23 protein-coding genes are annotated in these 23,209 nt (G+C 69.1%); 17 read left to right on the forward strand and 6 right to left on the reverse strand.

Annotation, left to right across the window (positions count from 1 at the left end; all coding sequences use genetic code 11):
- Positions 1-110 precede the first annotated feature (110 nt).
- Positions 111-2,042 carry a potassium transporter Kup gene (locus GIY56_RS07585; protein ID WP_154764207.1) on the reverse strand — a complete coding sequence of 644 codons (1,932 nt, stop codon included), beginning with the start codon at positions 2,040-2,042 and terminating at the stop codon, positions 111-113.
- 142 nt (positions 2,043-2,184) lie between these two features.
- Between GIY56_RS07585 and GIY56_RS07590 the strand changes: the two genes are divergently transcribed.
- Both GIY56_RS07590 and GIY56_RS07595 read left to right on the forward strand, forming a co-directional pair.
- Positions 2,185-2,919: a CDP-alcohol phosphatidyltransferase family protein gene (locus GIY56_RS07590; protein ID WP_230312358.1), complete on the forward strand. Its 735-nt coding sequence runs from the start codon at positions 2,185-2,187 to the stop codon at positions 2,917-2,919.
- On the forward strand, positions 2,916-4,487 hold the full coding sequence (locus tag GIY56_RS07595; protein WP_154764208.1) for an alkaline phosphatase family protein: 1,572 nt from the start codon (positions 2,916-2,918) through the stop codon (positions 4,485-4,487). The genes GIY56_RS07590 and GIY56_RS07595 overlap by 4 nt, the downstream gene beginning before the upstream one ends.
- A 353-nt stretch (positions 4,488-4,840) precedes the next feature.
- Here GIY56_RS07595 and ndk read toward each other — a convergent pair whose 3' ends face one another.
- Complete coding sequence (gene ndk / locus GIY56_RS07600; RefSeq protein ID WP_154764209.1) at positions 4,841-5,263, reverse strand: nucleoside-diphosphate kinase; 423 nt, start codon at positions 5,261-5,263, stop codon at positions 4,841-4,843.
- Positions 5,264-5,391: 128 nt separating this feature from the next.
- Between ndk and GIY56_RS07605 the strand changes: the two genes are divergently transcribed.
- The 15 genes from GIY56_RS07605 to urtE all read left to right on the forward strand — a co-directional run bounded on the left by GIY56_RS07605 (position 5,392) and on the right by urtE (position 19,140).
- Complete coding sequence (locus GIY56_RS07605; RefSeq protein WP_196053569.1) at positions 5,392-6,453, forward strand: AI-2E family transporter; 1,062 nt, start codon at positions 5,392-5,394, stop codon at positions 6,451-6,453.
- Between the two features lie 62 nt (positions 6,454-6,515).
- Positions 6,516-7,271, forward strand: coding sequence for a GNAT family N-acetyltransferase (locus GIY56_RS07610; RefSeq protein ID WP_154764211.1), 756 nt, complete (start codon positions 6,516-6,518; stop codon positions 7,269-7,271).
- Between the two features lie 130 nt (positions 7,272-7,401).
- The gene (locus tag GIY56_RS07615; RefSeq protein ID WP_154764212.1) at positions 7,402-8,217 is read left to right on the forward strand and encodes an urease accessory protein UreD; all 816 of its coding nucleotides are present in this window, start codon (positions 7,402-7,404) and stop codon (positions 8,215-8,217) included.
- 2 nt (positions 8,218-8,219) lie between these two features.
- Entirely contained in the window at positions 8,220-8,531 is a 312-nt protein-coding gene (locus GIY56_RS07620; RefSeq protein ID WP_154764213.1) for an urease subunit gamma, read from the forward strand.
- Complete coding sequence (locus GIY56_RS07625; protein ID WP_154764214.1) at positions 8,532-9,089, forward strand: HupE/UreJ family protein; 558 nt, start codon at positions 8,532-8,534, stop codon at positions 9,087-9,089.
- The gene (locus GIY56_RS07630) at positions 9,090-9,395 is read left to right on the forward strand and encodes an urease subunit beta (RefSeq protein WP_154764215.1); all 306 of its coding nucleotides are present in this window, start codon (positions 9,090-9,092) and stop codon (positions 9,393-9,395) included.
- Positions 9,396-9,561: 166 nt separating this feature from the next.
- Entirely contained in the window at positions 9,562-11,247 is a 1,686-nt protein-coding gene (gene ureC, locus GIY56_RS07635; protein ID WP_154764216.1) for an urease subunit alpha, read from the forward strand.
- A 14-nt stretch (positions 11,248-11,261) separates the two neighbouring features.
- Positions 11,262-11,774, forward strand: coding sequence for an urease accessory protein UreE (locus GIY56_RS07640; RefSeq protein ID WP_154764217.1), 513 nt, complete (start codon positions 11,262-11,264; stop codon positions 11,772-11,774).
- Positions 11,716-12,399: an urease accessory protein UreF gene (locus tag GIY56_RS07645; protein WP_154764218.1), complete on the forward strand. Its 684-nt coding sequence runs from the start codon at positions 11,716-11,718 to the stop codon at positions 12,397-12,399. The genes GIY56_RS07640 and GIY56_RS07645 overlap by 59 nt, the downstream gene beginning before the upstream one ends.
- Positions 12,396-13,019, forward strand: coding sequence for an urease accessory protein UreG (gene ureG / locus GIY56_RS07650; protein ID WP_154764219.1), 624 nt, complete (start codon positions 12,396-12,398; stop codon positions 13,017-13,019). The genes GIY56_RS07645 and ureG overlap by 4 nt, the downstream gene beginning before the upstream one ends.
- Before the next feature lie 188 nt (positions 13,020-13,207).
- Positions 13,208-14,491, forward strand: coding sequence for an urea ABC transporter substrate-binding protein (gene urtA, locus GIY56_RS07655; protein WP_196053570.1), 1,284 nt, complete (start codon positions 13,208-13,210; stop codon positions 14,489-14,491).
- A 54-nt stretch (positions 14,492-14,545) separates the two neighbouring features.
- Entirely contained in the window at positions 14,546-16,456 is a 1,911-nt protein-coding gene (urtB, locus tag GIY56_RS07660) for an urea ABC transporter permease subunit UrtB (RefSeq protein ID WP_407946962.1), read from the forward strand.
- Between the two features lies 1 nt (position 16,457).
- Positions 16,458-17,693, forward strand: a complete 1,236-nt coding sequence (urtC, locus tag GIY56_RS07665) for an urea ABC transporter permease subunit UrtC (RefSeq protein ID WP_154764222.1) — start codon at positions 16,458-16,460, stop codon at positions 17,691-17,693.
- Complete coding sequence (gene urtD / locus GIY56_RS07670; RefSeq protein ID WP_154764223.1) at positions 17,690-18,430, forward strand: urea ABC transporter ATP-binding protein UrtD; 741 nt, start codon at positions 17,690-17,692, stop codon at positions 18,428-18,430. The genes urtC and urtD overlap by 4 nt, the downstream gene beginning before the upstream one ends.
- Before the next feature lie 2 nt (positions 18,431-18,432).
- Entirely contained in the window at positions 18,433-19,140 is a 708-nt protein-coding gene (urtE, locus tag GIY56_RS07675; RefSeq protein ID WP_154764224.1) for an urea ABC transporter ATP-binding subunit UrtE, read from the forward strand.
- Here the strand turns inward: urtE and GIY56_RS07680 are convergent, their stop codons facing one another.
- The 4 genes from GIY56_RS07680 to GIY56_RS07695 all read right to left on the reverse strand — a co-directional run bounded on the left by GIY56_RS07680 (position 19,141) and on the right by GIY56_RS07695 (position 23,204).
- Complete coding sequence (locus tag GIY56_RS07680; protein WP_154764225.1) at positions 19,141-20,481, reverse strand: PepSY-associated TM helix domain-containing protein; 1,341 nt, start codon at positions 20,479-20,481, stop codon at positions 19,141-19,143.
- A 56-nt stretch (positions 20,482-20,537) separates the two neighbouring features.
- Entirely contained in the window at positions 20,538-20,897 is a 360-nt protein-coding gene (locus GIY56_RS07685; RefSeq protein WP_154764226.1) for a hypothetical protein, read from the reverse strand.
- A 270-nt stretch (positions 20,898-21,167) separates the two neighbouring features.
- The gene (locus GIY56_RS07690; RefSeq protein WP_154764227.1) at positions 21,168-21,617 is read right to left on the reverse strand and encodes a DNA polymerase III subunit chi; all 450 of its coding nucleotides are present in this window, start codon (positions 21,615-21,617) and stop codon (positions 21,168-21,170) included.
- Positions 21,618-21,623: 6 nt separating this feature from the next.
- Positions 21,624-23,204: a leucyl aminopeptidase gene (locus GIY56_RS07695; RefSeq protein ID WP_154764228.1), complete on the reverse strand. Its 1,581-nt coding sequence runs from the start codon at positions 23,202-23,204 to the stop codon at positions 21,624-21,626.
- Between the last annotated feature and the right edge of the window lie 5 nt (positions 23,205-23,209).

The following is a 23,209-nucleotide window of genomic DNA, read 5'->3' on the forward strand; positions in this document are numbered from 1 at the left end:
CGCTTGAGCATCCAGGGCATCTTGTGTATGGATCAAATTCTTAACCCACCGATAGTATAACCTTGCGGATGGTGTTCTGGCCGAGTCGGGCTGGGCGGATCCCCACCCCCTCAAATATTCTTCTGCTGCCCCAGCTCCACCACCCGGTTCGACGGCAGCCGATAATAGTTCGTCGGCTCCGCAGCCGACCGGTACAGCCGCACGAAGATCCGGCTCATCCAGTGGGGCATCAGCGTGCCCTTGCCCGACCGCAGCGTGCGGCGGTTCAGGAAGAACGAGGTGGACATGATGTCGAACTTCAGGCCCTCGCGCTTGGCGCTTGCCAGGGCGCGGGGGACGTTGGGCTGCTCCATGTAGCCGAAGGACAGCCAGGCCCGCCAGAAGCCGGGGGCGATGGCTTCCAAGCGCAAACGGGCATCGTCAGGGACGCGGGGGGTGGTGGCGCTTTCGACCTTCACGATGAAGTTGCGCTCGTGCAGGACGCGGTTGTGCTTGAGGTTGTGCAGCAGCGCGGGCGGGGCCACCATCGGATCGGCCGTCAGGAACACCGCCGTGCCCGGCACGATCACGGGGGGCGATTTCGCCAGCTTGCCGGCCAGCAGGTCCAGGGCGATGCTTTCGGAGGCCAGCTTGTCCTGCAGCCGGCGCATCCCCTCGCCCCAAATTACCATCAGCGCGATGGCGCAGGCGGCGAAGACCAGCGGGATATAGCCGCCGTCCAGCAGCTTCATCAGGTTGGCCGAAAAGAAGATCAGCTCGATCCCCAGCACCGGCACCATCACGGCGGCGATCAGCGGCCATTTCCAGTTCCAGGCCCAGCGGAACACGATCACCGCCAGGACCGAGGTGATGACCATGTCGCCCGTCACGGCGATGCCATAGGCGCTGGCCAGCCGCGCGGACGACCCGAAGGTCAGCACCAGGGCCACGACGCCCGCAAGCAGGACCGCGTTGACCTTGGGCAGGTAGATCTGCCCCGCCTGCGTGTCCGAGGTGTACTTGACGTGCAGGCGCGGCAAGAGGCCCATCTGCACCGCCTGCGCCGCGACCGAGAACGCGCCCGAGATCACCGCCTGCGACGCGATCACCGTGGCCGCCGTGGCCAGGATCACCAGGGGCACCAGGAACCACTCGGGGGCCATCAGGAAGAACGGGTTCGACACGGTTTCCGGGTGCGCCAGCACCATGGCGCCCTGGCCCAGATAGGACAGCGCAAGCGCCGGAAAGACCAGCACGCTCCAGGCGGTGCGGATGGCGCTGCGGCCGAAATGGCCCATGTCGGCATAAAGCGCCTCGGCCCCGGTGACGGCCAGGAAGACCGATCCCAGGACCGGCATCGCGGCCAGGCCGTAATGGGTCAGGAAGCCCGCCGCGCGCAGGGGGTTCAGCGCCTGGAGGATGCGCGCATCGTCCGCGATGTGACCAAGGCCCAGGACCGCCATCGTGGAAAACCAGACCAGCATCACCGGCCCGAACAGCCGGGCGATCCGGTCGGTGCCGCCGCGCTGGACCCAGAACAGGACGATCACGATCGCCAGCGTGACGGGCACGACCCAGGGCTGGAAATCCGGCTCGACCAGGGTCAGCCCCTCGACGGCGGACAGGACCGAGATGGCGGGCGTGATCATGCTGTCGCCGAAGAACAGCGACACGCCCACGATCCCCAGCAACAAGAGCAGCCGCCGGCGCCGCGCATGGGGACCGGCCTTCAGCGCGCCCTGCGCCTTGGCGACCAGCGACAGGGTGCCGCCCTCGCCATTGTTGTCGGCGCGCAGGATCAGGATGACGTATTTCACCGTCACGATCAGCACGACCGTCCAGAACAGCAGCGACACGATGCCGATCACCGCCGTCTCGGGCAGGCCTTCCTCATGCGCGTGGACAAGCGATTCCCGCAGCGCATAAAGCGGCGAGGTGCCGATATCGCCATAAACGACCCCCAGGCAGGCCAGCACGAGCGCGGGGGTCAGTTTCGACGATGCATGGGGTTCGGGCGCATCGACCGCCGCAGGAGGGCTGGTCGCGGCTTCTTCGCTTGCCATTCCGGCACTCCGACTGCGATGTCGGGGTGATATGCGCCGGATGGCGGAACGGTTCAAGAAAAATTTATCGCCGTGCCGCCGCGGCAGGCGGCAACCTTCATCGGCCCATTGACCCAATTCCTGCCTGGCCTAGGCTTGGATGATGCGCAAGTCCCCGCCCGTCCCGCCCCCGCGTCCTGCCATGCCGCCGGTCACGGTGGGGATCGCCTATGCGCTGTCCACGGCTGCGGCAACGGTGACGGCATGGATGACGGCGCAGGCGCTTGGCACGGGCGGGGCGGCGCAGGCGGGGGCGGCGGCGGGCTTTTTCCTAACGGCGGTGGGCATCGGGATCCTGATGCGGCGGCATTATCCCCATCCCCGCATGGGCGCCTGCAACATGGTCACGTTGTTGCGCGCGGCCCTGACCTGCGCGCTGCTGGCCCCGCTTGCCGAGGACCGGGGGGCGGGGTGGGGGGTCGCGGCGGTGGCCGGGCTGGCCTTGGTGCTGGACGGGGCCGACGGCTGGCTGGCGCGCCGGGCGGGGCTTGTGTCGCGCTTCGGCGCCCGCTTCGACATGGAGGTCGATGCGGCCATGGCCCTGGTCCTGGCCCTGCACGCCCTCGTCGGCACGGCCCTGGGTCCCGAGGTCCTGCTGCTGGGCCTGGCCCGATACCTCTTTGTCGCGGCGGGACTGGCCCTGCCCTGGCTGCGGGGCGACCTGCCGCCGCGCTTGGGGCGCAAGGCGGTCTGCGTGGCGCAACTGGCGGCGCTGATCCTGCTGCAAACCCCCGTGCTGGCCGAGGCGCAGGCGGTCTGGCTGATGCGCCTGACCGTTCTGGCGCTGCTGTGGTCCTTTGGCAGCGACATCCTGTGGCTGCAAAGGCGGCGGGGATGAGGCCGCCGTCCTGGACCCGCCTGCTGGCGGCGATCCTGGCGATCCATGCCGTTCTGGCGCTGCCCACGGCGCCCGCGTGGTCCGGCGGGGCATGGCTGGCGGTGGCTGCGGACCTGCCGGTCCTGGTGCTGGTCCTGGCCTGGCTGGACCTTGCCGGGCGGGTCGCCGCGACCGTGGGCCTGTGGCTGTTGGCCCTGCAGAAGCTGGCCGACCTGGCCATGGGCCATGTCCTGGGCAGGCCCTTCGCCCCGGCTGCGGACCTGCCGCTGATCGGCTCGGGCGTGGAGGTTCTGGCAGGCGCATTCGGCACGCCCGCAGCGGTGGCGGTCGCGGCCGGTGCCATGGTGCTGGCGGGCGGGCTTGCCGTGGGGTTGTGGTGGGCCTGCGGGGTTCTGGCCCGACTGCGGCCCCGGCAGGCCGGGTGGACGGCGGCGGTCCTGGCCGTCCTTGCCGTTCTTGTCCTCGCCCTGGGCCATCAAGGCCCGCGTAACGGTGCCTATGCCGTTCAAAAGATCGCGGAAACCCGGCAGATGCGCGCCGACCTGCGGGATCTGCGCCGGGCCAGCGCGCTTGACCCGTTCCGGGGCGCGCCCGGCCTGCTGGGGGCGATCGACCGCGACGTGATCGTGATCTTTGTCGAAAGCTATGGGCGGACCAGCTTCGACACGCCCTTCTATGCCGCCCGCCACCTGGAGACGCTGCGGCAAGCACAGGCGCGGCTTGGCGCGGCAGGCCTTGCCATGCGATCAGGCTTTGTCGCGGCGCCCACGCAGGGCGGGCAAAGCTGGCTGTCCCACGCGACATTCGCCAGCGGGCTGTGGATCGACGACCAGGCGCGTTATCGCGCGATCCTGGCCAGCGGGCGCGAAGGGCTGTTCCACCATGCGCGCCGCGCGGGCTTTCGCACGGCCGCGGTGATGCCCGCGATCACCCGCCCCTGGCCCGAGGCCCGCGCCCTGGGCTTCGACCGGATCCTCGCCGCCGCCGACCTGGGCTATCGCGGCAAGCCCTTCAACTGGGTGACGATGCCCGACCAGTTCACGCTGGCCGCCACCGACAGGCTGCTGCGCGGACAGCCCGGCCAGCCAAGGCTGTTCGCGCAGGTGGTGCTGATCTCGTCCCACGCGCCCTGGGTTCCGGTGCCGCGCCTGCTGGACTGGAACCGGCTGGGCGATGGCCGGGTCTTCGACGCCATGGCCGTGGCGGGCGATCCGCCCGATGTCGTCTGGCGCGATCCGGCCCGCGTGCGGCACCAATACCGCGAGGCCCTGGATTATTCCCTGAACGCGGTCATGGACTATGCGCTGCGCCATGCCGCCGATCCGCCGCTGCTGATCGTGCTGGGCGACCACCAGGCGGCCCCCGCCATCGCGCTGGACCCCCGGCCCCAGACCGTGCTGCACCTGATCGGTCCCGCCCCCCTGGTGAACCGAGCCGCCGGTTGGGGGCTGGCCTGCGGGTTGATCCCGCCAGGCGACGGCGAGGTCCTGCCCATGGACCGGCTGCGCGACCTGATCCTGGGCAGCTTCGGCAGGGGCGGGCGGGATGCGGCGGCCCCGCGCTGCTAGAGAGGAAGGGCATTCACACCTGCGCTGCGTTCGATCTGGCGAAGGCCATCGCCTTCGCCACGCGATGCGGATGCCATCTGAACCGCCGAGCCTCAAAGGCCCGGCCAGCGCCCGCCCCGCCCCCAGGCGGGCGCTTACACGCCCCCCTTGGGTCGGGCGCCGGCCTCTCGTGGTTGCAGGGCGGCACCGTTTTCGTTGGCACCGTCGCGTGAAGGGCGGGGGAAACGCGATGCGTTTCCTGATCCCGCCTGGCCAGGCACCGCACGCCACATCTGCTGAACGCCGCGCCCTGCCAGCCCCCATGAAAAAAGGGGCCGCGAAGGCCCCCTTTCCGCATCCGATCCGTCCGGCAATCAGCCGACCAGTTCCAGCCCCGAGAAGAAGAACGCGATCTCCTCCTTGGCCGTTTCCGGCGCGTCCGACCCGTGGACCGAGTTCTCGCCCACCGACAGGGCGAATTCCTTGCGGATGGTGCCTTCGTCGGCTTGCGCCGGGTTGGTCGCGCCCATCACTTCGCGGTTCTTCGCGATCGCGCTTTCGCCTTCCAGCACCTGCACGACGACGGGTTCGGATGCCATGAACTCGACCAGCTCGCCATAGAAGGGGCGGTCCTTGTGGACTTCGTAGAACTTGCCCGCCTGTTCGGCCGACAGCTTGATGCGCTTTTGCGCGACGATGCGCAGGCCCGCGTCCTCGAACTTGGCGTTGATCTTGCCGGTCAGGTTGCGGCGGGTGGCGTCGGGCTTGATGATGGAAAGCGTGCGTTCGATGGCCATGGAGGCATCCCCTTGCTGTGGCAGGCGGGCCAACCCCGCCGGTCATGAAATCCGCGCCCGGTTATCAGGGATGGTATCTCGCGGCAAGGCGGGCATCATGGGCGCGAAACAAGCCAAGGGCCGCCCTCATGACCGAACGTCCCGCAGACCCCGTCCCGCAGCCGCGCCTGCATCCCGGCACCGTCGCCTCGATCTTTGCCCTGGCGCTGCTGCTGGCGGCGGCGTGGCGCTGGTCGAACATGCTGCTGCTGGGATTCGGGGCGATCCTGGTCGCCATCGCCCTGCGCGCGGGGGCGTCCTTTCTGCACGAACGGCTGGGGCTTGGCATCAAGGCCGGGGTGGTGGCCTGCGCGCTGGCCGTGGCCCTGGTCATCGCCGGGATCGTGGCCTGGGCGGGACCGCTGATCTCGGACCAGTTCCGCCAGCTGGTCGGCAGCCTGCCCGCCGCCTGGGACCAGGTGAACGCCTGGCTTTCCGACAGTCCGGTGGGGCAGTTCCTGGAACGCCGGATCGAAACCGCGTCCCAGAACGGCGAGGCGCCAGCAGGCGGCCTGCCGTCGATCTTCGGCTATGTGACGGGCACGCTGACCACGGTCGTCGGCGGGGCCGCGAACCTGGTCCTGCTGGTGACGGTGGCGATCTTCCTGGCGCTGAACGCCCCCACCTACAGGAACGGGGCATTGCGGCTGGTGTCGCTGTCCTATCGCGACCGGGCGCGCCAGATCGCCGACGAACTGGGCCGTTCCCTGGGCCGCTGGATGGCCGGGCAGGCGCTGGACATGCTGCTGGTGGCCCTGGCGACGGGCCTGGGCTTGTGGCTGCTGGATGTGCCGCTGGCCCTGGTGCTGGGGCTGATCGCCGGGCTGACCAACTTCATTCCCTATGTCGGCCCGTTCCTGTCGGGCATTCCGGCGGTGCTGTTCGCGCTGACCCAGGGGTTCGACCTGGCCATCTATGTGGCGCTGCTGTTCGTCGTCATCCAGCAGGTCGAGGGCAACATGCTGATGCCCCTGATCCAGCGGTTCGCCGCCGACCTGCCGCCCGCGCTGACGGTACTGGCGATCGTGGCCTTTGGCAGCCTGTTCGGCTTCGCGGGCATCGTGCTGGCCACGCCCTTGCTGCTGGTCTCGATCATCCTGGTCAAGCGCATCTATGTCGAGGATGTGCTGGGCGACCGGCAAGGCGACTAGATTTTTCACATCTCTGCCACGACATGGCGTTATGATCTTCCCAGTTGATCCGGGGGCGGCACATGCAACCATTGCGAAAAGGCCGGTATCTGGCCCGGCTGGCCGGCACGTCCGACGACCTGCGCGCCGCGCAGCGCCTGCGCTGGCTGTGCTTTGTCGCCCGCAACGGCGCGGCGGACGACGGCGCGCAGCTGGAGGCTGACGCCCTGGACGCCCGCTGCCACCACATGCTGGTCGAGGATGCGGCGACAGGACAGCTGGCCTGCTGCTTCCGCTTCCTGCCGCTGGCGGACGGGCGCGGCATCGCCCGCAGCTATTCGGCCCAGTTCTACGACCTGTCGGCGCTGGAATCCTTTGACGGCCCCATGCTGGAAATCGGGCGCTTCTGCGTCCACCCCGCCTTGCGCGACCCCGACATCATCCGCATCGCCTGGGCCGCCCTGACCCGCCTGGTCGAGGACACGGGCGTGCAGATGCTGTTCGGCTGCTCCTCCTTCATCGGGACCGAACCCGCCGCCCATGCCGAGGCCTTCGCGGTGCTGCGCGCCCGCCACCTGGCCCCCCGCCGCTGGTGGCCGCGCATCAAGGCGCCCCATGTCTTCCGCTTCGCCCGCGCGCTGCTGCCCGGCCAGCCCGACCCGAAACGCGCCATGGCCGCGATGCCGCCCCTGCTGCGCAGCTATCTGGCGCTTGGCGGATGGGTCAGCGACCACGCCGTCGTGGATCCATTGATGCGGACCATGCACGTGTTCACGGGCGTGGAAATCCGGGCGATTCCCCCTGCCCGGCGCAGGCTGCTGCAGGCGGCAGCATCCTGATCCGGGGATTGCCTGAAGGATGACCAGACAGCCTAATCGGTCAGCAATTCCCCTCGTCTTGCGCGGCAGGCGGGCATCCTGCGAATGACGCCCGATTGACCTTTCCCGCGGCGGAACGCCCCTTCAAGGCATGTTCGACAGCGTCCCCCCTTTGGCCCTTCTCCAGCGCAGCACGGGCGCCGCGCATGTGGTCCTGGGACCGCGCGGGCTGGTCGATCTGGCGCAAGGGGGTTCGGCCAAGGCGATGCTGCCGCGCATGACGGCGGGCCTGCCCGAGATCGTGTTCCTCAACACGGCGGGCGGGCTGGCATCGGGCGACCGGCTGTCCTTTGCGGTGACGCTGCGGTCCGGGGCGCGCGCGCTGGCCACGACGCAGACCGCCGAGCGGGCTTACCGTGCCGAGGATGCCCCGGCGCAGGCCGAGGTCCGGTTGACTGTCGGCGAGAACGGCTGGCTCGACTGGCTGCCGCAGGAAACGATCCTGTTCGACGGCGCAAGGCTGGACCGCGAGACAACGGTGGACCTCGCCCCCGGCGCGGGCTGCCTGCTGCTCGAGATGATCGTGCTGGGCCGCCTGGCCATGGGCGAGCACCCCCACCGCCTGCACCTGCGCGACCGCCGCGTGGTGCAGCAGGCGGGGCGCGTGGTTCACCACGACGCCCTGGCGCTGGACGACGCCGCCCTGCCCCGGCTGGAGGGCGCGGCCCTGCTGAACGGCGCGCGCTGCCTGGCGACGCTGGCGATGATCGCGCCCCATGCCCCCGACCTGCTGGCCCGCGCCCGCGCGGCGTTGGACGAACCCGGCGTCACCTCTGCGGCCAGCGCGCTGCCGGGGCGGCTGGTGATCCGGTGCCTCGCCCGCGACGACTGGCCCTTGCGGCGGCAGGTCAACCGGCTGCTGGCGGCGCTGCGCCCCGATCCCCTTCCCCGCATCTGGCAGGTCTGACGATGAACCTTTCCCCCCGCGAACGCGAAAAGCTGCTGGTGTCCGTCGCCGCGATGGTCGCGCGCGGCCGCCTGGCCCGCGGTGTCAAGCTGAACCACCCCGAGGCCATCGCGCTCATCACCGATTTCGTGGTCGAGGGCGCGCGCGACGGGCGCACGGTGGCCGACCTGATGCAGGCGGGCGCGCATGTGATCACCGCCGACCAGTGCATGGCGGGCATCCCCGACATGATCGAATCCGTGCAGGTCGAGGCCACCTTTCCCGACGGAACCAAGCTCGTCACCGTCCACCACCCCATCCGCCACGAGGCCTGAATGAAAAAGCTTCCGCTGACCGCCGCCCTGCTGCTGCCCCAGGCCGCGCTGGCCCATACCGGCCACGATCAGAGCCAGTTCCTGTCCGGCCTGACCCATCCCGTCGGCGGCACCGATCACCTGCTGGCGATGGTCGCGCTTGGCCTGCTGGCCGCCCAGATCGGCGGGCGGGCGCTGTGGGCGCTGCCTTGCGCTTTCGTGGGCAGCATGATCGCGGGCGGGATGGCGGGGGTCGCTGGGCTGCCCTTTCCGGGGGTCGAGCCGATGATCCTCGCCTCGGTCATCATCCTGGGGGCGCTGGTGGCGATGGCCGCGCGCCTGCCGATGGCGCTGCTGGCGCCGGGCGCGGCGGTCTTCGGCTTCGCCCATGGCTGGGCGCATGGCGCGGAAGGCCCCGCGCAGGGGCTGGCGGTCTATGCGGCGGGCTTCGCGCTTGCCACCCTGGCGCTGCATGGGGCGGGCATCGCCGCGGGCAGGGCCTTGAACCATGGCGCTTTGTTGCGCGGCTTGGGCGGCGGCACCGCCGTCGCGGGCCTGGCGCTGGCGATGGTGGCCTGAATGATCCCCGGCGAAATCCTGACCGCCCCCGGCGAGATCACCCTGAACGAAGGCCGTGGTCCGATCACCGTGATGGTCGCCAACACCGGCGACCGCCCGATCCAGGTCGGCAGCCATTACCATTTCGCCGAGACCAACCCGGCGCTGGATTTCGACCGCTCTGCGGCGCGCGGAATGCGCCTGTCGATCCCCGCAGGCACCGCCGTGCGGTTCGAGCCGGGCCAGTCCCGCGAAGTCCGCCTGATCCCCTTCGCGGGCGGCCGCGTGGTGCAGGGGTTTCGGAAAACCGTGATGGGGGCGCTATGATGGGTCAAAACCAACCACGGTTTTCCGCAATCAGAAGCAATGCCTCCAAGGCAAGTATAGTAAGCTCAACTATCAATCTGATCCCCGACACGTCTGTTCTCCTAGAGAATAAGCTTCCAAGGGCATCATACGAATCGGCCGATCAGCGATATATGTTGGGTGCCCTATGACCCGCCTGTCCCGCGCCGATTACGCCGCGCTTTACGGCCCCACCACCGGCGACCGCATCCGCCTGGCCGATACCGACCTGTTGATCGAGGTCGAGCGCGACCTGACCATTCCGGGCGAGGAGGTGAAGTTCGGCGGCGGCAAGGTCGTGCGCGACGGCATGGGCCAGTCCCAGATGACGCGCGCGGACGGCGCGATGGACACCGTCATCACCGGCGTCGTGGTCTTCGACCACGGCGGGATCACCAAGGCCGACGTGGGCCTGCGGGACGGCCGCATCGCGGGCATCGGCAAGGCGGGCAACCCCGACACGCAGCCGGGCGTGACGCTGATCATCGGGCCGGGCACGGAAATCATCGCGGGCGAGGGGCGCATCCTGACGCCCGGCGGCTTCGACTGCCACATCCACTTCATCTGCCCGCAGCAGGTGGACCACGCGCTGCATTCCGGCGTCACGACCCTTCTGGGCGGCGGCACCGGACCTGCCCACGGGACGCTGGCCACCACCTGCACCCCCGGCCCCTGGCACATCGCCCGGATGATGGAGGCCTGCGCGGACCTGCCCGTCAACATCGGCATCGCGGGCAAGGGCAACGCCTCGGTCGCGGCCCCGCTGGAAGAACAGATCCGCGCGGGCGCCTGCGCGCTGAAGCTGCACGAGGATTGGGGCACCACCCCCGCCGCCATCGACTGCTGCCTGTCCGTGGCCGACGCCATGGACGTGCAGGTGATGATCCACACCGACACGCTGAACGAATCGGGCTTTGTCGAGGACACCATGGCCGCCATCGCGGGCCGCACCATCCACGCCTATCACACCGAAGGCGCGGGCGGCGGCCACGCCCCCGACATCATCCGCATGGTGGGCATGGCGAACGTGCTGCCGTCATCGACAAACCCGACGCGGCCCTATACCGCCAACACGGTCGAGGAACATCTCGACATGCTGATGGTGTGCCACCACCTCGACCGCCGCGTCCCCGAGGACGTGGCCTTCGCCGAATCCCGCATCCGCCGCGAAACCATCGCGGCCGAGGACATCCTGCACGACCTGGGCGCGTTCTCGGTGATCTCCTCGGACAGCCAGGCCATGGGCCGGATCGGAGAGGTGATCATCCGCACCTGGCAGACGGCCCACAAGATGCGCCGCCAGCGCGGCCGCTTGCCCGAGGAGCAGGGCGACAACGACAACCTGCGCGCCCGGCGATACATCGCGAAATACACGATCAACCCGGCCATCGCGCATGGCGTGTCGGCCCATATCGGTTCCGTCACCCCCGGCAAGCGCGCCGACCTGGTGCTGTGGTCGCCCGCCTTCTTCGGCGTCAAGCCCGAGATGGTGCTGGTCGGCGGCCAGATCAGCGTGGCGCAGATGGGCGATCCGAACGGTTCCATTCCGGTGCAGCCCATGTTCAGCCGCCCGATGTGGGGACACACGGGCCGGGCATCCGCGCTGTTCGTCTCGAAAGCCGGGCTGGACCACGGCGCGGGCGAGGGGCTGCAAAAGACCCTGATCGCCGTCGAGAACACCCGCGCCATCGGCAAGGCCGACATGATCCTGAACGCCGCCCTGCCGCAGATCGAGGTCGATCCCGAGACCTACGAGGTCCGCGCCGATGGACAATTGTTAACTTGCGAACCTGCAACGGAACTGCCGATGGCCCAACGATATTTCCTCTTTTGAGGGAGGACACCGACATGATCACCGCCACAAGCATCATCCGCAACGCGCCCGCGCCTTTCGACGGGGAAGTCTCGCTGGATTACGAAGGCCGCCTGATGCGCCGCAGGAAGCTGACCTGCGCGGCGGGCGAGTTCCTGGTCGATCTGCCCGAAGTGACCAGCCTGGAAGACGGCGACGCGTTCGAACTGTCGGACGGCCGCCAGGTCGTCGTGCGCGCCAGGCCCGAACCCGTGATGGTCATCCGCGGCCATCTGGCGCGGCTTGCCTGGCACATCGGCAACCGCCACACCCCCTGCCGGATCGAGGCCGACCGCCTCATCATCCGCCAGGATCACGTGCTGGAGGCGATGCTGCGCAAGCTGGGGGCCGAGATCTGCCACAAGGACCTGCCCTTCCGCCCGGAAGGCGGCGCCTATGGCCATGGCCGCACCTTCGGCCATTCGCACGGGCCTTCGGACGATCCCACGCATGACCACCCCCCTGCCAACGGCCACGACCATTCCCCCCTGCCCACCCATCACCACTGAGGCCGCGCGCCTGCACCTGGCCCAGATCCTGTCGCCCGCCTTCCCGGTGGGCGGCTTTGCCTGGTCGCAGGGCCTGGAATGGGCGATGGATCAGGGCGCTGTCACCCGCGCGACCCTGCCTGCGTGGCTGGCCGACTGGCTGGACCACGGCGCGGGCTGGTGTGACGCGGTTCTGGCCGCCTTATCCTTGCGCGCCACCGATCACGCGGCCCTGGACGATCTGGCCCGCGCGGCCTGCCTGACCGCGCAGCGCCTGGCCGAGACGGTGGAACAGGGCACCGCCTTTGCCGCCACCGTCGCCGCGCTGACCGGCCAGCCGCAGTCCCCTGCCGCCCTGCCCGTGGCCTTCGGCCGCGCCTGCGCCGCGCTGCCCCTGCCGCACGCCGAAATCATCGCGGCCTTCCTGCAAGCCCAGGCCGCCGCGCTGATTTCCGCAGCCGTCCGCTTCATGCCCCTTGGCGCGGTCGAAGGCCAACGGATGCTGGCCGCCCTGCAACCGGCGATCCTTGCCGCCGCCGCGCGCGCCGCCATGGCGACCGCCGACGACCTTGCCGGCGCCGCTTGGGGCGCCGACATCGCCGCCATGCGCCACGAAACCATGCCCGTCAGGATATTCCGATCATGAGCAACCACGGTCCCCTTCGCGTCGGCATCGGCGGTCCCGTCGGCGCGGGCAAGACCACGCTGACCGAACAACTGGCCCGCGCGCTCGCCCCGCGCCTGTCGATGGCGGTGATCACCAACGACATCTATACCCGAGAGGATGCCGAGGCCTTGATGCGCGCCCAGGTCCTGCCCCAGGACCGCATCCGGGGCGTGGAAACCGGCGGCTGCCCCCATACCGCGATCCGCGAGGACGCCAGCATCAACCTGGCCGCCATCGCGGATCTGAACGCGGCCTTCCCGGATCTGGAGCTGATCCTGATCGAATCGGGCGGCGACAACCTGGCCGCGACATTCAGCCCGGAACTGGCGGACCTGACGATCTATGTCATCGACACCGCCGCGGGCCAGGACATCCCCCGCAAGCGCGGGCCGGGGCTGGCGCGGTCGGACCTGCTGGTGGTGAACAAGACCGATCTGGCGCCGCATGTGGGCGTGGATCCCGTTCTGCTTGAATCCGACGCGCGCCATGCACGGGGTGCCCGCCCGGTGGTCATGGCGCAATTGCGCCACGGCAAGGGCGTGGGGGACATCGTCGATTTCCTGATCGACCAGGGCGGCTTGCAGCCCCGGGCGGTGTGACACTGCCTGCGCGTCGGGCAGTTGACTGCCATCCTGCCTGCATCCCGACCAGTTTCCGTATCGCCTGCCCCAAACCTGCCCGAAACCTGTTCAGCCGATCAAAAACCCGGCTTGCTGCCCCTGCGAAGGCCCTGCGCCTTCAAAGAAAACGACAGGGACACAGGGCCGAACGGCCGGGGAAGGTGATGATGAGTAAACTGTCCGCGATGCTGGTGCTGACCACCGCCATGGCATTGGCAACCGGCGCGATGGCGCAGGAAGGGGAGCCGATCAAGATCGGCGTGCTGCATTCGCTGTCGGGCACCATGGCGATTTCGGAAACCACGCTGAAGGACACGGTCCTGATGATGGTCGAACAGCAGAACGCCAAGGGCGGGCTTCTGGGCCGCCCGCTGGAAGCCGTGGTCGTGGACCCCGCATCCGACTGGCCGCTGTTTGCCGAAAAGGCGCGCGAGTTGCTGACCGTCAGCGACGTGGACGCGATCTTCGGCTGCTGGACCAGCGTGTCGCGGAAATCGGTGCTGCCGGTGATCGAGGAGCTGAACGGGCTGCTGTTCTATCCGGTGCAATACGAAGGCGAGGAATCGTCCAAGAACGTGATCTACACCGGCGCGGCCCCGAACCAGCAGGCGATCCCGGCGGTGGACTACATGGCCGATGAACTGGGCGTCGAGAAATGGGCGCTGCTGGGCACGGATTACGTGTATCCGCGCACCACGAACAACATCCTGGACGCCTATCTGAAGGGCAAGGGCGTGGCCGAGGGCGACATCTTCGTCAACTACACCCCCTTCGGCCATTCCGACTGGTCCAAGATCGTGGCCGACGTGGTGGCGCTTGGCGCGGACGGCAAGAAAGTGGGCGTCGTGTCCACCATCAACGGCGATGCCAACGTGGGCTTCTACAAGGAACTGGCGGCGGCGGGCGTCAGCGCCGACGACATCCCGGTCATGGCGTTCTCGGTGGGCGAGGAGGAACTGGCGGGCCTCGACACGGCCAACCTGGTCGGCCACCTGGCCGCCTGGAACTATTTCCAGACCGCCGAATCCGACGCCAACACCGCCTTCATCGCCGAATGGAAGAAGTTCATCGGGGATGACGAACGCGTGACCAACGACCCGATGGAAGCCACCGTGATCGGCTTCAACGCCTGGGTCGCGGCCGTCGAAAAGGCCGGCACCACGGACGTGGATCCCGTGCTGGACGCCATCGTCGGGGTCGAGGTTCCGAACCTGACCGGCGGCACCGCCACGGTCCTGCCCAACCACCACCTGACCAAGCCCGTCCTGATCGGCGAAATCCGCGAGGACGGCCAGTTCGACATCGTCAGCCAGACCGAACCCGTTCCGGGCGACGCCTGGACCGACTTCCTGCCCGAATCGGCCAAGCTGGACGCCGACTGGCCGGGCAAGGACTGCGGCATGTTCAACACGGAAACCAACACCTGCGTGCAGGTCCAGTCGAACTATTGACGTGACGGGGGCGGTCTCAAGCCGCCCCCCCTTTTCCTCGGGAAACCGCCCATGATCCGCCCGCTGATCGTTCTTTTGCTGACGCTGCTTTCGGCGCTGCCCGCAAGCGCGAACCCGGCGCTCGAGGCGGTGATCGCCCGGAACCTCGACCAGATCGAAAAGCCGTCGCGCCGCACGGTGGAACCGCTGGTGGCGGAGATCGCGGCGACCGGACCCGAGGGGCTGGCCCTGCTGTCGGCCTGGGCCAACCGTTCGCTTGGGGTAAGCGATAACGGGCGGCTGCTGATCGTCGAAGGCGACAGCGCGACCGATGCCGTGACCGGCCAGCCTGTCCCCGGCGCCGATCTCACCATGCTGCGCCCCAATTCCGGCGTGCGCGGCGTCATCGACTCGGCCCTGGTCGCGGGCGAGATTTCCAGCCCCGACCCCGCCCGCCGCGCGAGCGCCCTCGCCTCCATCGCCCGCGACGGCACCGCCGCGCATCTGGCCGCCCTGCGCGGGGCACCACCCGAGGCCGACCCGACCTTGGCCCAGCAGCGCGAGCGCGCCACCAACCTGCTGGCGATCCGCTTCGACACCGACCCCGCCGCCCGCGTGGCGGCCATCAACGGCCTGGCGGGGGACGTGGGCCTGGATTTCCGCGCCGCGCTGAACCCGCTGCTGGCAACGACCCGCATTGCCGCGCCTGCCGAGCCGCAAGCCAACATCGTCCGCGAACTGACGGTCGGCGACAGCGACTTCCCGAAGGAGGCCGCCATCGCCCTTCTCACGACCCAGGGCGTGCTGCAACCCCGCCTCACCCCCGCCGATCAGCGCAACGCCCTGGCCGCGAACATCGTGAACGGCACCGTCAGCGGCATCCCCGTGGCCGACCTGTCGGACCCCGCCGCCCGCGACCGCGCCTACGAGGCGCTGGAAGCCGCAGGCACCGTCCCCCCTGCCGCCACGGATGCCGAGGCCGACGCGGCCCTGGCGGCAAACCGCTTCTTCGAGACCTACGCCGAACCGAACCCGGACGTGACCGACGCCGCCCGCGCAGCCCAAGTCCGCGCGCAGGTGCGGCTGGCGGCGATGACCGGCATCGACCTGGGGCTGGACGCGCTGTCGCTGGCCTCGATCTATTTCCTGGCGGCGATCGGGCTTGCCATCACCTTCGGCGTGATGCGCGTGATCAACATGGCGCATGGCGAATTCATCATGATGGGCGCCTATACCGGTTATGTCGTCCAGACCCTGATTCCCAACCGCACCCTGTCTTTGGTGGCGGCACTGCCGCTGGCCTTCGTCGTGACCTTCGGGGCGGGGGTGATCCTCTATCGCCTGGTGATCCGGCATCTGGCGCGGCGCCCGCTGGAAACGCTGCTGGCGACCTTTGGCGTGTCCATCGCCTTGCAGCAACTGGCGAAGAACATCTTCGGCACGCAGGCCCGCCCGCTGACCGCGCCCGCCTGGCTGGAAGGGGCGATCACGATCAACGACGTGATCTCGATTTCCTCGATCCGGGTGGCGATCTTCGTGCTGGCCCTGCTGTTCCTGGGCCTGTTCCTGTTCATCATGAAGCGGACGCGTCTGGGGCTGGAGGTCCGCGCCGTGACCCAGAACCCCGGCATGGCGGCGTCGATGGGCATCAACCCCGACCGCATCGCCATGATGACATTCGGCCTGGGGTCGGGCATCGCGGGGATCGCGGGGGTGGCCATCGGGCTTTTCGCGCAGGTCACGTCGGAACTGGGCCAGCAATACATCGTGCAAAGCTTCATGACCGTGGTCGTGGGCGGCGTCGGCAATATCTGGGGCACGCTGGCGGGCGCGGGCCTGATCGGCATCCTGTCCAAGGTGATCGAGTCCTTCAATCCCTCGAACACCCTGGCCGCGCAGACCTTCATGATCCTGTTCATCATCATCTTCATCCAGTTCCGCCCGCGCGGCATCATCCCGCAGCGCGGCCGCGCGGCAGAGGCGTGACATGACCCGCAAGCCCTTCATCCTGCGCAACCCCTCGATCCTGGTCGTGCTGGCGGTTCTTGCCGCCTTCACGCTGGTCGTCACGGCTCTGAGCGCAGCCTATGGCAACGGGGTCATCCCCACCTCCACCGTCAAGGTGCTGGGCAAGACGCTGTGCCTGGCGCTTGCGGCAGTGGCGATGGATCTCGTCTGGGGATACCTGGGCATCCTGTCGCTGGGGCAGATGGCGTTCTTCGCCCTGGGCGGATACCTGATCGGCCAATGGCTGATGTATGCGCGCACCGAAGGCATCGTCGCGGCCAGCTTGGCGCAGAACCCGATCCCGCCCACCGCGCAGGAATTGCAGGAAGGCGTGGCGAACCAGATCTTCGGCGTGGTCGGATCGGCGGACCTGCCGCTCGTCTGGTCCTTCGCCCATTCGCTGCCCCTGCAACTGCTGCTGGTCGTCGCGGTCCCCGGCCTGCTGGCCCTGGTCTTCGGCTGGCTTGCTTTCCGCTCGCGCGTGAACGGCGTCTATCTGTCGATCCTGACCCAGGCCATGACCCTGGCGCTGGCCTTGTGGCTGTTCCAGAACGACAGCGGCTTTCGCGGCAACAACGGGCTGTCGGGCTTGCAGAACATTCCCGGCCTGGACGCGGTGGATCAGGCGACGCTGTCGGTCTGGTTCCTCTGGGCCTCGGCGTTGGCCCTGGCGCTGGCCTATGTGCTGGCCGCCTGGGTGGTCAGCGGCAAGTTCGGCAGCGTGGTCCGCGCCATCCGCGACGACGAAACCCGCGTGCGGTTCCTCGGCTACCCGGTCGAGGGCTTCAAGCTGGCGGTCTTTACCCTCGCCGCGATGATCACCGCCATCGCCGGGGCGCTCTATTACCCGCAGGCCGGGATCATCAACCCGGCGGAACTGATGCCCATCGCCTCGATCTATCTGGCGGTGTGGGTCGCCATCGGCGGGCGGGGCAGGCTTTATGGCGCGATCATCGGGGCGGTCGTGGTGTCGCTGCTGTCCAGCTGGTTCACCGGCGGGCGCGCGCCCGCGATCCGCCTGCCGGGCTATACCGTCAACTGGGTGGACTGGTGGCAGGTGGCGCTTGGGATCAGCTTCGTCCTGGTCACGCTGTTCGCGCCCAAGGGCATCGCGGGCCTCTTCGACTGGCTGGCCGGGGCCTTGCCCCCGCAGCGCCATGGCCGCGACCTCGGTCCCGACCAGGGCGCCTTGCAGGAAGGGGAGGCCAAGGCATGAGCGCGCTTCTGGAAGTGGACAGCATCTCCGTCAGCTTCGACGGGTTCCGGGCCATCAACAACCTGTCCTTCAACATCGGCGAGGCGGAACTGCGCGCCGTCATCGGCCCGAACGGCGCGGGCAAGACCACCTTCATGGACATCGTCACCGGCAAGACCCGCCCTGACAAGGGCGACGTGAAATTCGGCACGCCCTCCAAGTCGCTCTTGAAGATGAACGAGGCGCAGATCGCCCGCGAAGGCGTGGGCCGCAAGTTCCAGCGCCCGACCGTGTTCGAGGATCAGACGGTCGCGGAAAACCTGACCATGGCGCTGAAGGCCGGCCGCAACCCCTTCGCCGTGCTGGGCTGGCGGCCGTCGAAGGCATCCGTGGCGCGGGTCGCGGACCTGGCGGCCGAAGTGGGCCTGGCCGCCCAGGTCGCGCGCAAGGCGGGCGAGCTGTCGCATGGCCAGAAGCAATGGCTGGAAATCGGCATGTTGCTGGCCCAGGAACCGCGCCTGCTGCTGGTCGATGAACCCGCCGCCGGCATGACCCTGGCCGAACGCGAACAAACCACCGCGCTGCTGGTCCGGCTGGCCGAAACGCGGGCGGTGGTCGTGGTGGAACACGACATGGACTTCGTGCGCCGCCTGAACTGCAAGGTGACGGTGCTGCACCAGGGGTCCGTCCTGGCGGAAGGCAGCCTGGACCACGTGACCCGCAATCCCGACGTGATCGAAGTCTATCTGGGGCGATAACCATGCTGGAAGCCGCGAACCTGACCCTGCATTACGGCGGCAGCCAGATCCTGCACGGGATCGACATCGCGGCCCGCCCCGGATCCGTCACCTGCGTGATGGGCAACAACGGCGTGGGCAAGACCTCGCTGATGAACCTGCTGGCCGGTCGGCATCCGCGATCCGGGGGCACCTTGCGTTTCGACGGGCGCGAGTTGGGCCGGATCACCGCGCAGCAGATGGCGCGGATGGGCGTGGGCTATGTCCCGCAGGGCCGGGCGATCTTTCCCATGCTGACCGTGCGCGAGAACATGGAGACCGGGTTCGCCTGCCTGCCCCGCGACCAGCGCCGCATCCCCGACGAGATCTTCGACAGCTTCCCCGTCCTGGCGGAAATGGCGCACCGCCGCGGCGGCGACCTGTCGGGCGGCCAGCAGCAGCAGCTTGCCATTGCCCGCGCGCTGATCACCAGGCCCCGCGTCCTGCTGCTGGACGAACCGACCGAAGGGATCCAGCCCAACATCATAGCAGGGATCGGCCGCGTCATCGCCGCCCTGCGCGACCGGGGCGACATGGCGATCGTGCTGGTGGAACAGTTCTTCGACTTCGCCTGGGATCTGGGCGACGATTTCCTGGTCCTGGAACGCGGCCGCGCGGTCATGCAGGGTCCCAAGGCCAGCCTGCGCCGCGCCGACCTGCACGCCCGGCTGGCCGGACATGCCGCGGCGTGATCAGGCCGCGGCCCGCATCCGCAGCAGGTCCACTGCCAGGAAGAACGCCAGGCTGACCCCCAGCACCGGCAGCGACCAGCCAAGCGCCACCGCCATTGCCGCCCAGAACAGGCGCTGGCCCGGCGACAGGCGGCGCCAGCTTGTCCACAGCGGCTCGCCCCCGGTAGGGCGGCGGGACCACCACATCCGGTAGCCATAGACGATCATCACCATCAGCCCGAATGCCAGCGCGGCCATCACGATCTGGTTCGCCACCCCGAACAGCACGCCCATATGCGCGTCGATGCCCCAGCGGATCAGCTTGGGAATGGGGGGAAATGTCGCGAAATCGGCGCGGCTGGTGATCCGCATCGTGTCGGGATGGATCGTCACGGCATCGACCTGGGTGGGCCAGCTGCGGTCGTATTCGCGCACGACCCAGGCTTGGCCGGGCTTGGGCAACCGGATCTCCACCAAAGGCGAATCGAGACCCCCCGCGCGGGCGGCTGCGGCCACGGCGTCCAGTTGGTCCAGCCGGTCCTCGCGGACGGCGGGGTCGTGGCCCGCGTGATCGGCGTGGTCCGATGCCGCCCTTGCAGACCCCTCAAGAGCCGCACTGGCCACCGGCGTGTTCCAGCCAAGCCGGTCCTGCAACGCCTGGAAACGGGCGCCGCCCTGCTGCGACCAGGTCAGCCCGGTCAGGGACACGAACAGCAGCGCCAGCGACAGCATGACCCCGATGGCGGAATGCAGCCAGCGGCGGCGCTGCGGGGCGGGCATGTCTGCCACCGCCCGGCGGCGGCGCGGCCCCGTGGCCCAAAGGGCCACCCCGCCCAACACCGCGACCCACAGCCAGCTTGCCGCCAACTCGCTGTAATACCGCCCGAAACTGCCCATCATCATGTTGCGGTGCAGGTAGTCCAGCGCGATGCGGAAGGGCAGGATGCCGCTGGTGCCATAGGTGGTCAGCTCGGCCCGGACCTCCAGCGTGGCGGGATCGACGAACAGCGTGCGGTTTTCCGACTCGCCCAGCGAGGGGTCGGAAAACATCACCCGCGTCGTGGCGCCCGGCGCGGTGGCGGGACGGATGGCAGAAACCGCCAGATCGGCACCAAGCGCCGCGCGCGCGGCCAAGGCTTGGTCGGCCAGGCTGCGCGCCGGACCGGTGCTGCCCGTATGAAGCGCATCGCGATACAGCCAGGACTCGATTTGCGGCGTCAGGACATAGAGCAGCCCGGTCAGGGCCGCGACGAAGATGAAGGGGCCGACGAACAGCCCGATATGGAAATGCATCCGCAACAGGAATGGACGCAGCGTGGGGCGGGCGGCATCGGCCCGCGCGGGATGGATGATCTGTGACATTGGCTCGATCTGAAGGACAAGGGCGTTCGCCACCCTGCGGGCGGCGCGGCTTCAATTCAGATCAGATGCGGCGGGCCGCGTTTCGGAATGGCGGGATCGCGCGCATGTCCCGCCGCCCGGCGAAGCTGCGGCAGGACGATCCGGGCCAGGATGCGCTGGTCGGCGTCGCGCAGGGACGGGGCGACGGTCGGCAGGCCCGTGGTTTCGCCAAGGCTGCACAAGGGGCAATGCGCCTTGTGCCCGTCCCCGCCATGATCGCCGCAGAGGTCGTCCAGCGACCCGCCCGCCATGACCCAGGATTCCAGCCGCAGGTCCATCTCGGACGGGACGGGGCGCGCGGCCATGCCCGTCGCCAAGGCGAGGATCAGCAGGCCGATGAAGGCCAGGTTCCAAGGCTGATGGATCAGGCGGCGCATGGGACCGCGATGCCCGATATGCTTCCCGGATGGCAAGACCAAAGTTGTTGCCGGGGCATCCTTGTCTCGGGCGGGATCAGGAAACGCATTGCGTTTCCCCCGCCCTTTGTCCGACGGTACCACCAAAGACGGCGCAACCCCATGACCACGAGAGACCGGCGCCCGCCGGGGGCGGGGCGGGCGCTGGCCGGGCCTTAAAGGCCCGGCGGTTCAGGTGGAAGGGGCACCCCCGTGGCAAAGGCGATGGCCTTCGCCAGACAGAGCCTTGTCCTATCGCTTCCGCTCCCACCGCCCCGATTCCTCGGACCAGTATTCCGCCGCAACGCCCGCGCCGGTCAGCACCCGCCACTGATCCCGCGCCCGGGCGGTGGCAGCCGCGTCGCCGCCGTCGAAGATGATGCAGGCGCGTTCCAGACCCGCGCATTCCGCCGCCGTCACTTCGGCCCCGTCCACGGCCATCAGGCAGGCGGGACGGTTCGCGGCCCCCTGCCCGGCCAGGGTCAGCAGCACCGGCTGGCGCGCGTCATGCGGCCCGCCCGCCAACCCGTGCGGCAGGAAGCCGTCGCCTTGCCACAGGTGCAGGTCCAGACGCTCCATCCGGCCCATGTCGGTGCCGCGCAGTTCCACCTGCCAGCCCGCCGCCAACGACTTGCCGATCAGCGTGGGCAGCAGGCTTTCGGCGGGCGAGCGGGTCAGGTGATAGAACAGCGCGTTGCCCATCGGGCGCTACTTGCCCTCGTAGCCGTCGCGGATCAGGCGGTCCAAGGTCATCACCCCCCAGCCGGTCGCGCCCTTGGGGGCCAGGTCGGTCGCGCCGGGCGGCAGGGCCACGCCCGCGATGTCGATATGCGCCCAGGGCGTGCCCTTGCGGATGAAGCGTTGCAGGAATTGCGCCGCGGTGATGGAACCGGCCGCGCGCCCGCCGGTGTTCTTCATGTCGGCCAGGCGCGACTTGATGAGGGCGTCGTAAGGCTGGCCCAGGGGCAGGCGCCAGGCGCCCTCGCCCTCGGCCTTCGCGGCGGCCAGGATGCTGTCGGCAAGCGCGTCGTCATTGGAAAAGACGCCCGCGTTGTCGTGGCCAAGCGCGATGATGACGGCCCCGGTCAGGGTGGCCAGGTCGATCACGGCGGACGGGTTGAACCGCGTCTGCGCATACCACAGCACGTCGGCCAGGACCAACCGGCCCTCGGCGTCGGTGTTGATGACCTCGATCGTGTCGCCCTTCATGGACCGCACGATGTCGCCCGGACGCTGCGCCTTGCCGTCGGGCATGTTCTCCACAAGGCCCACCAGGCCGACGACATTGGCTTTCGCACGGCGCAGGGCAAGGGTGCGCATGACGCCCGCCACGACGCCCGCGCCGCCCATGTCCATGGTCATCTCCTCCATCCCCGCGGCGGGCTTGATGGAAATGCCGCCGGTATCAAAAACCACGCCCTTGCCGACCAGGGCCAGAGGGGCTTCCTCGCCGCCGCCGTTCCAGTGCATCACCACGACCTTGGACGGGCTTTCCGATCCCTGCCCCACGCCCAGAAGGGCGCGCATCCCCAGGTCGGCCAGCTGGTCCTCCTCCAGCACCTCGACGGTCAGGCCGATCTCCTCCATGGCCTTCAGGCGGTCGGCGAAGTCGGTGGTGGTCAGGACGTTGGCCGGTTCGTTGACCAGGTCGCGGGTGAAGAACACGCCCTCGGCCACCGCCGCCGCGTCTTGCGCCGCCTTTGCCAGGGCCTCGGGATCGTCGGACATGAAGGTCACGCGGGCCTTTTCGCTGACCGGCTCGGACGGGGTTTCGGGCGCGCTGTCGGCCTGGGCGTCGGCCAGCACCGCGTCGTCCGCCCCATGGGTGATGCTTTGCGGGATCGGGTCGGCGCCTGCCTCGTCGCCGTTTTCGGCAGGCTTCGTCTGGTAAACGGAAAAATCGTAGCCGCGCAGCGCGATGCCCAACGCGACCTCGTTCGCAAGCCCGTGATCGCCCGCCAGCACCAGCGTGTGCGTCTTGCCCAGCTTGGCGCCGATGGCCGCGCCCGCCTTGCGCGCCTGCGCCACGGTGGCATCGGGGGGCAGCGCGACCAGCGTCAGCGCTTCGGCCTCCATGCCCGCCGGGAAGGCCAGTTCCAGCGCCGCGCCGGGCTTCAGCGCCTTGCCCGCCTTGGAATCCATCGCCCGCCGCGCCGCCGCAAGCGCCGCGTCCGGCAGGCCCGAGGGCAGGTCGCCCCCCGGCGCGACGATGATCGCCACCCGTCCCTGATGTCCGGCCAGCCGGTCGGTCGCGGTTTCGGTAAAGGTGATCTCGACAGGGTGGGTCATGGCGT

Source organism: Paracoccus lichenicola, from assembly GCF_009708075.1.
GTDB lineage: Bacteria > Pseudomonadota > Alphaproteobacteria > Rhodobacterales > Rhodobacteraceae > Paracoccus > Paracoccus lichenicola.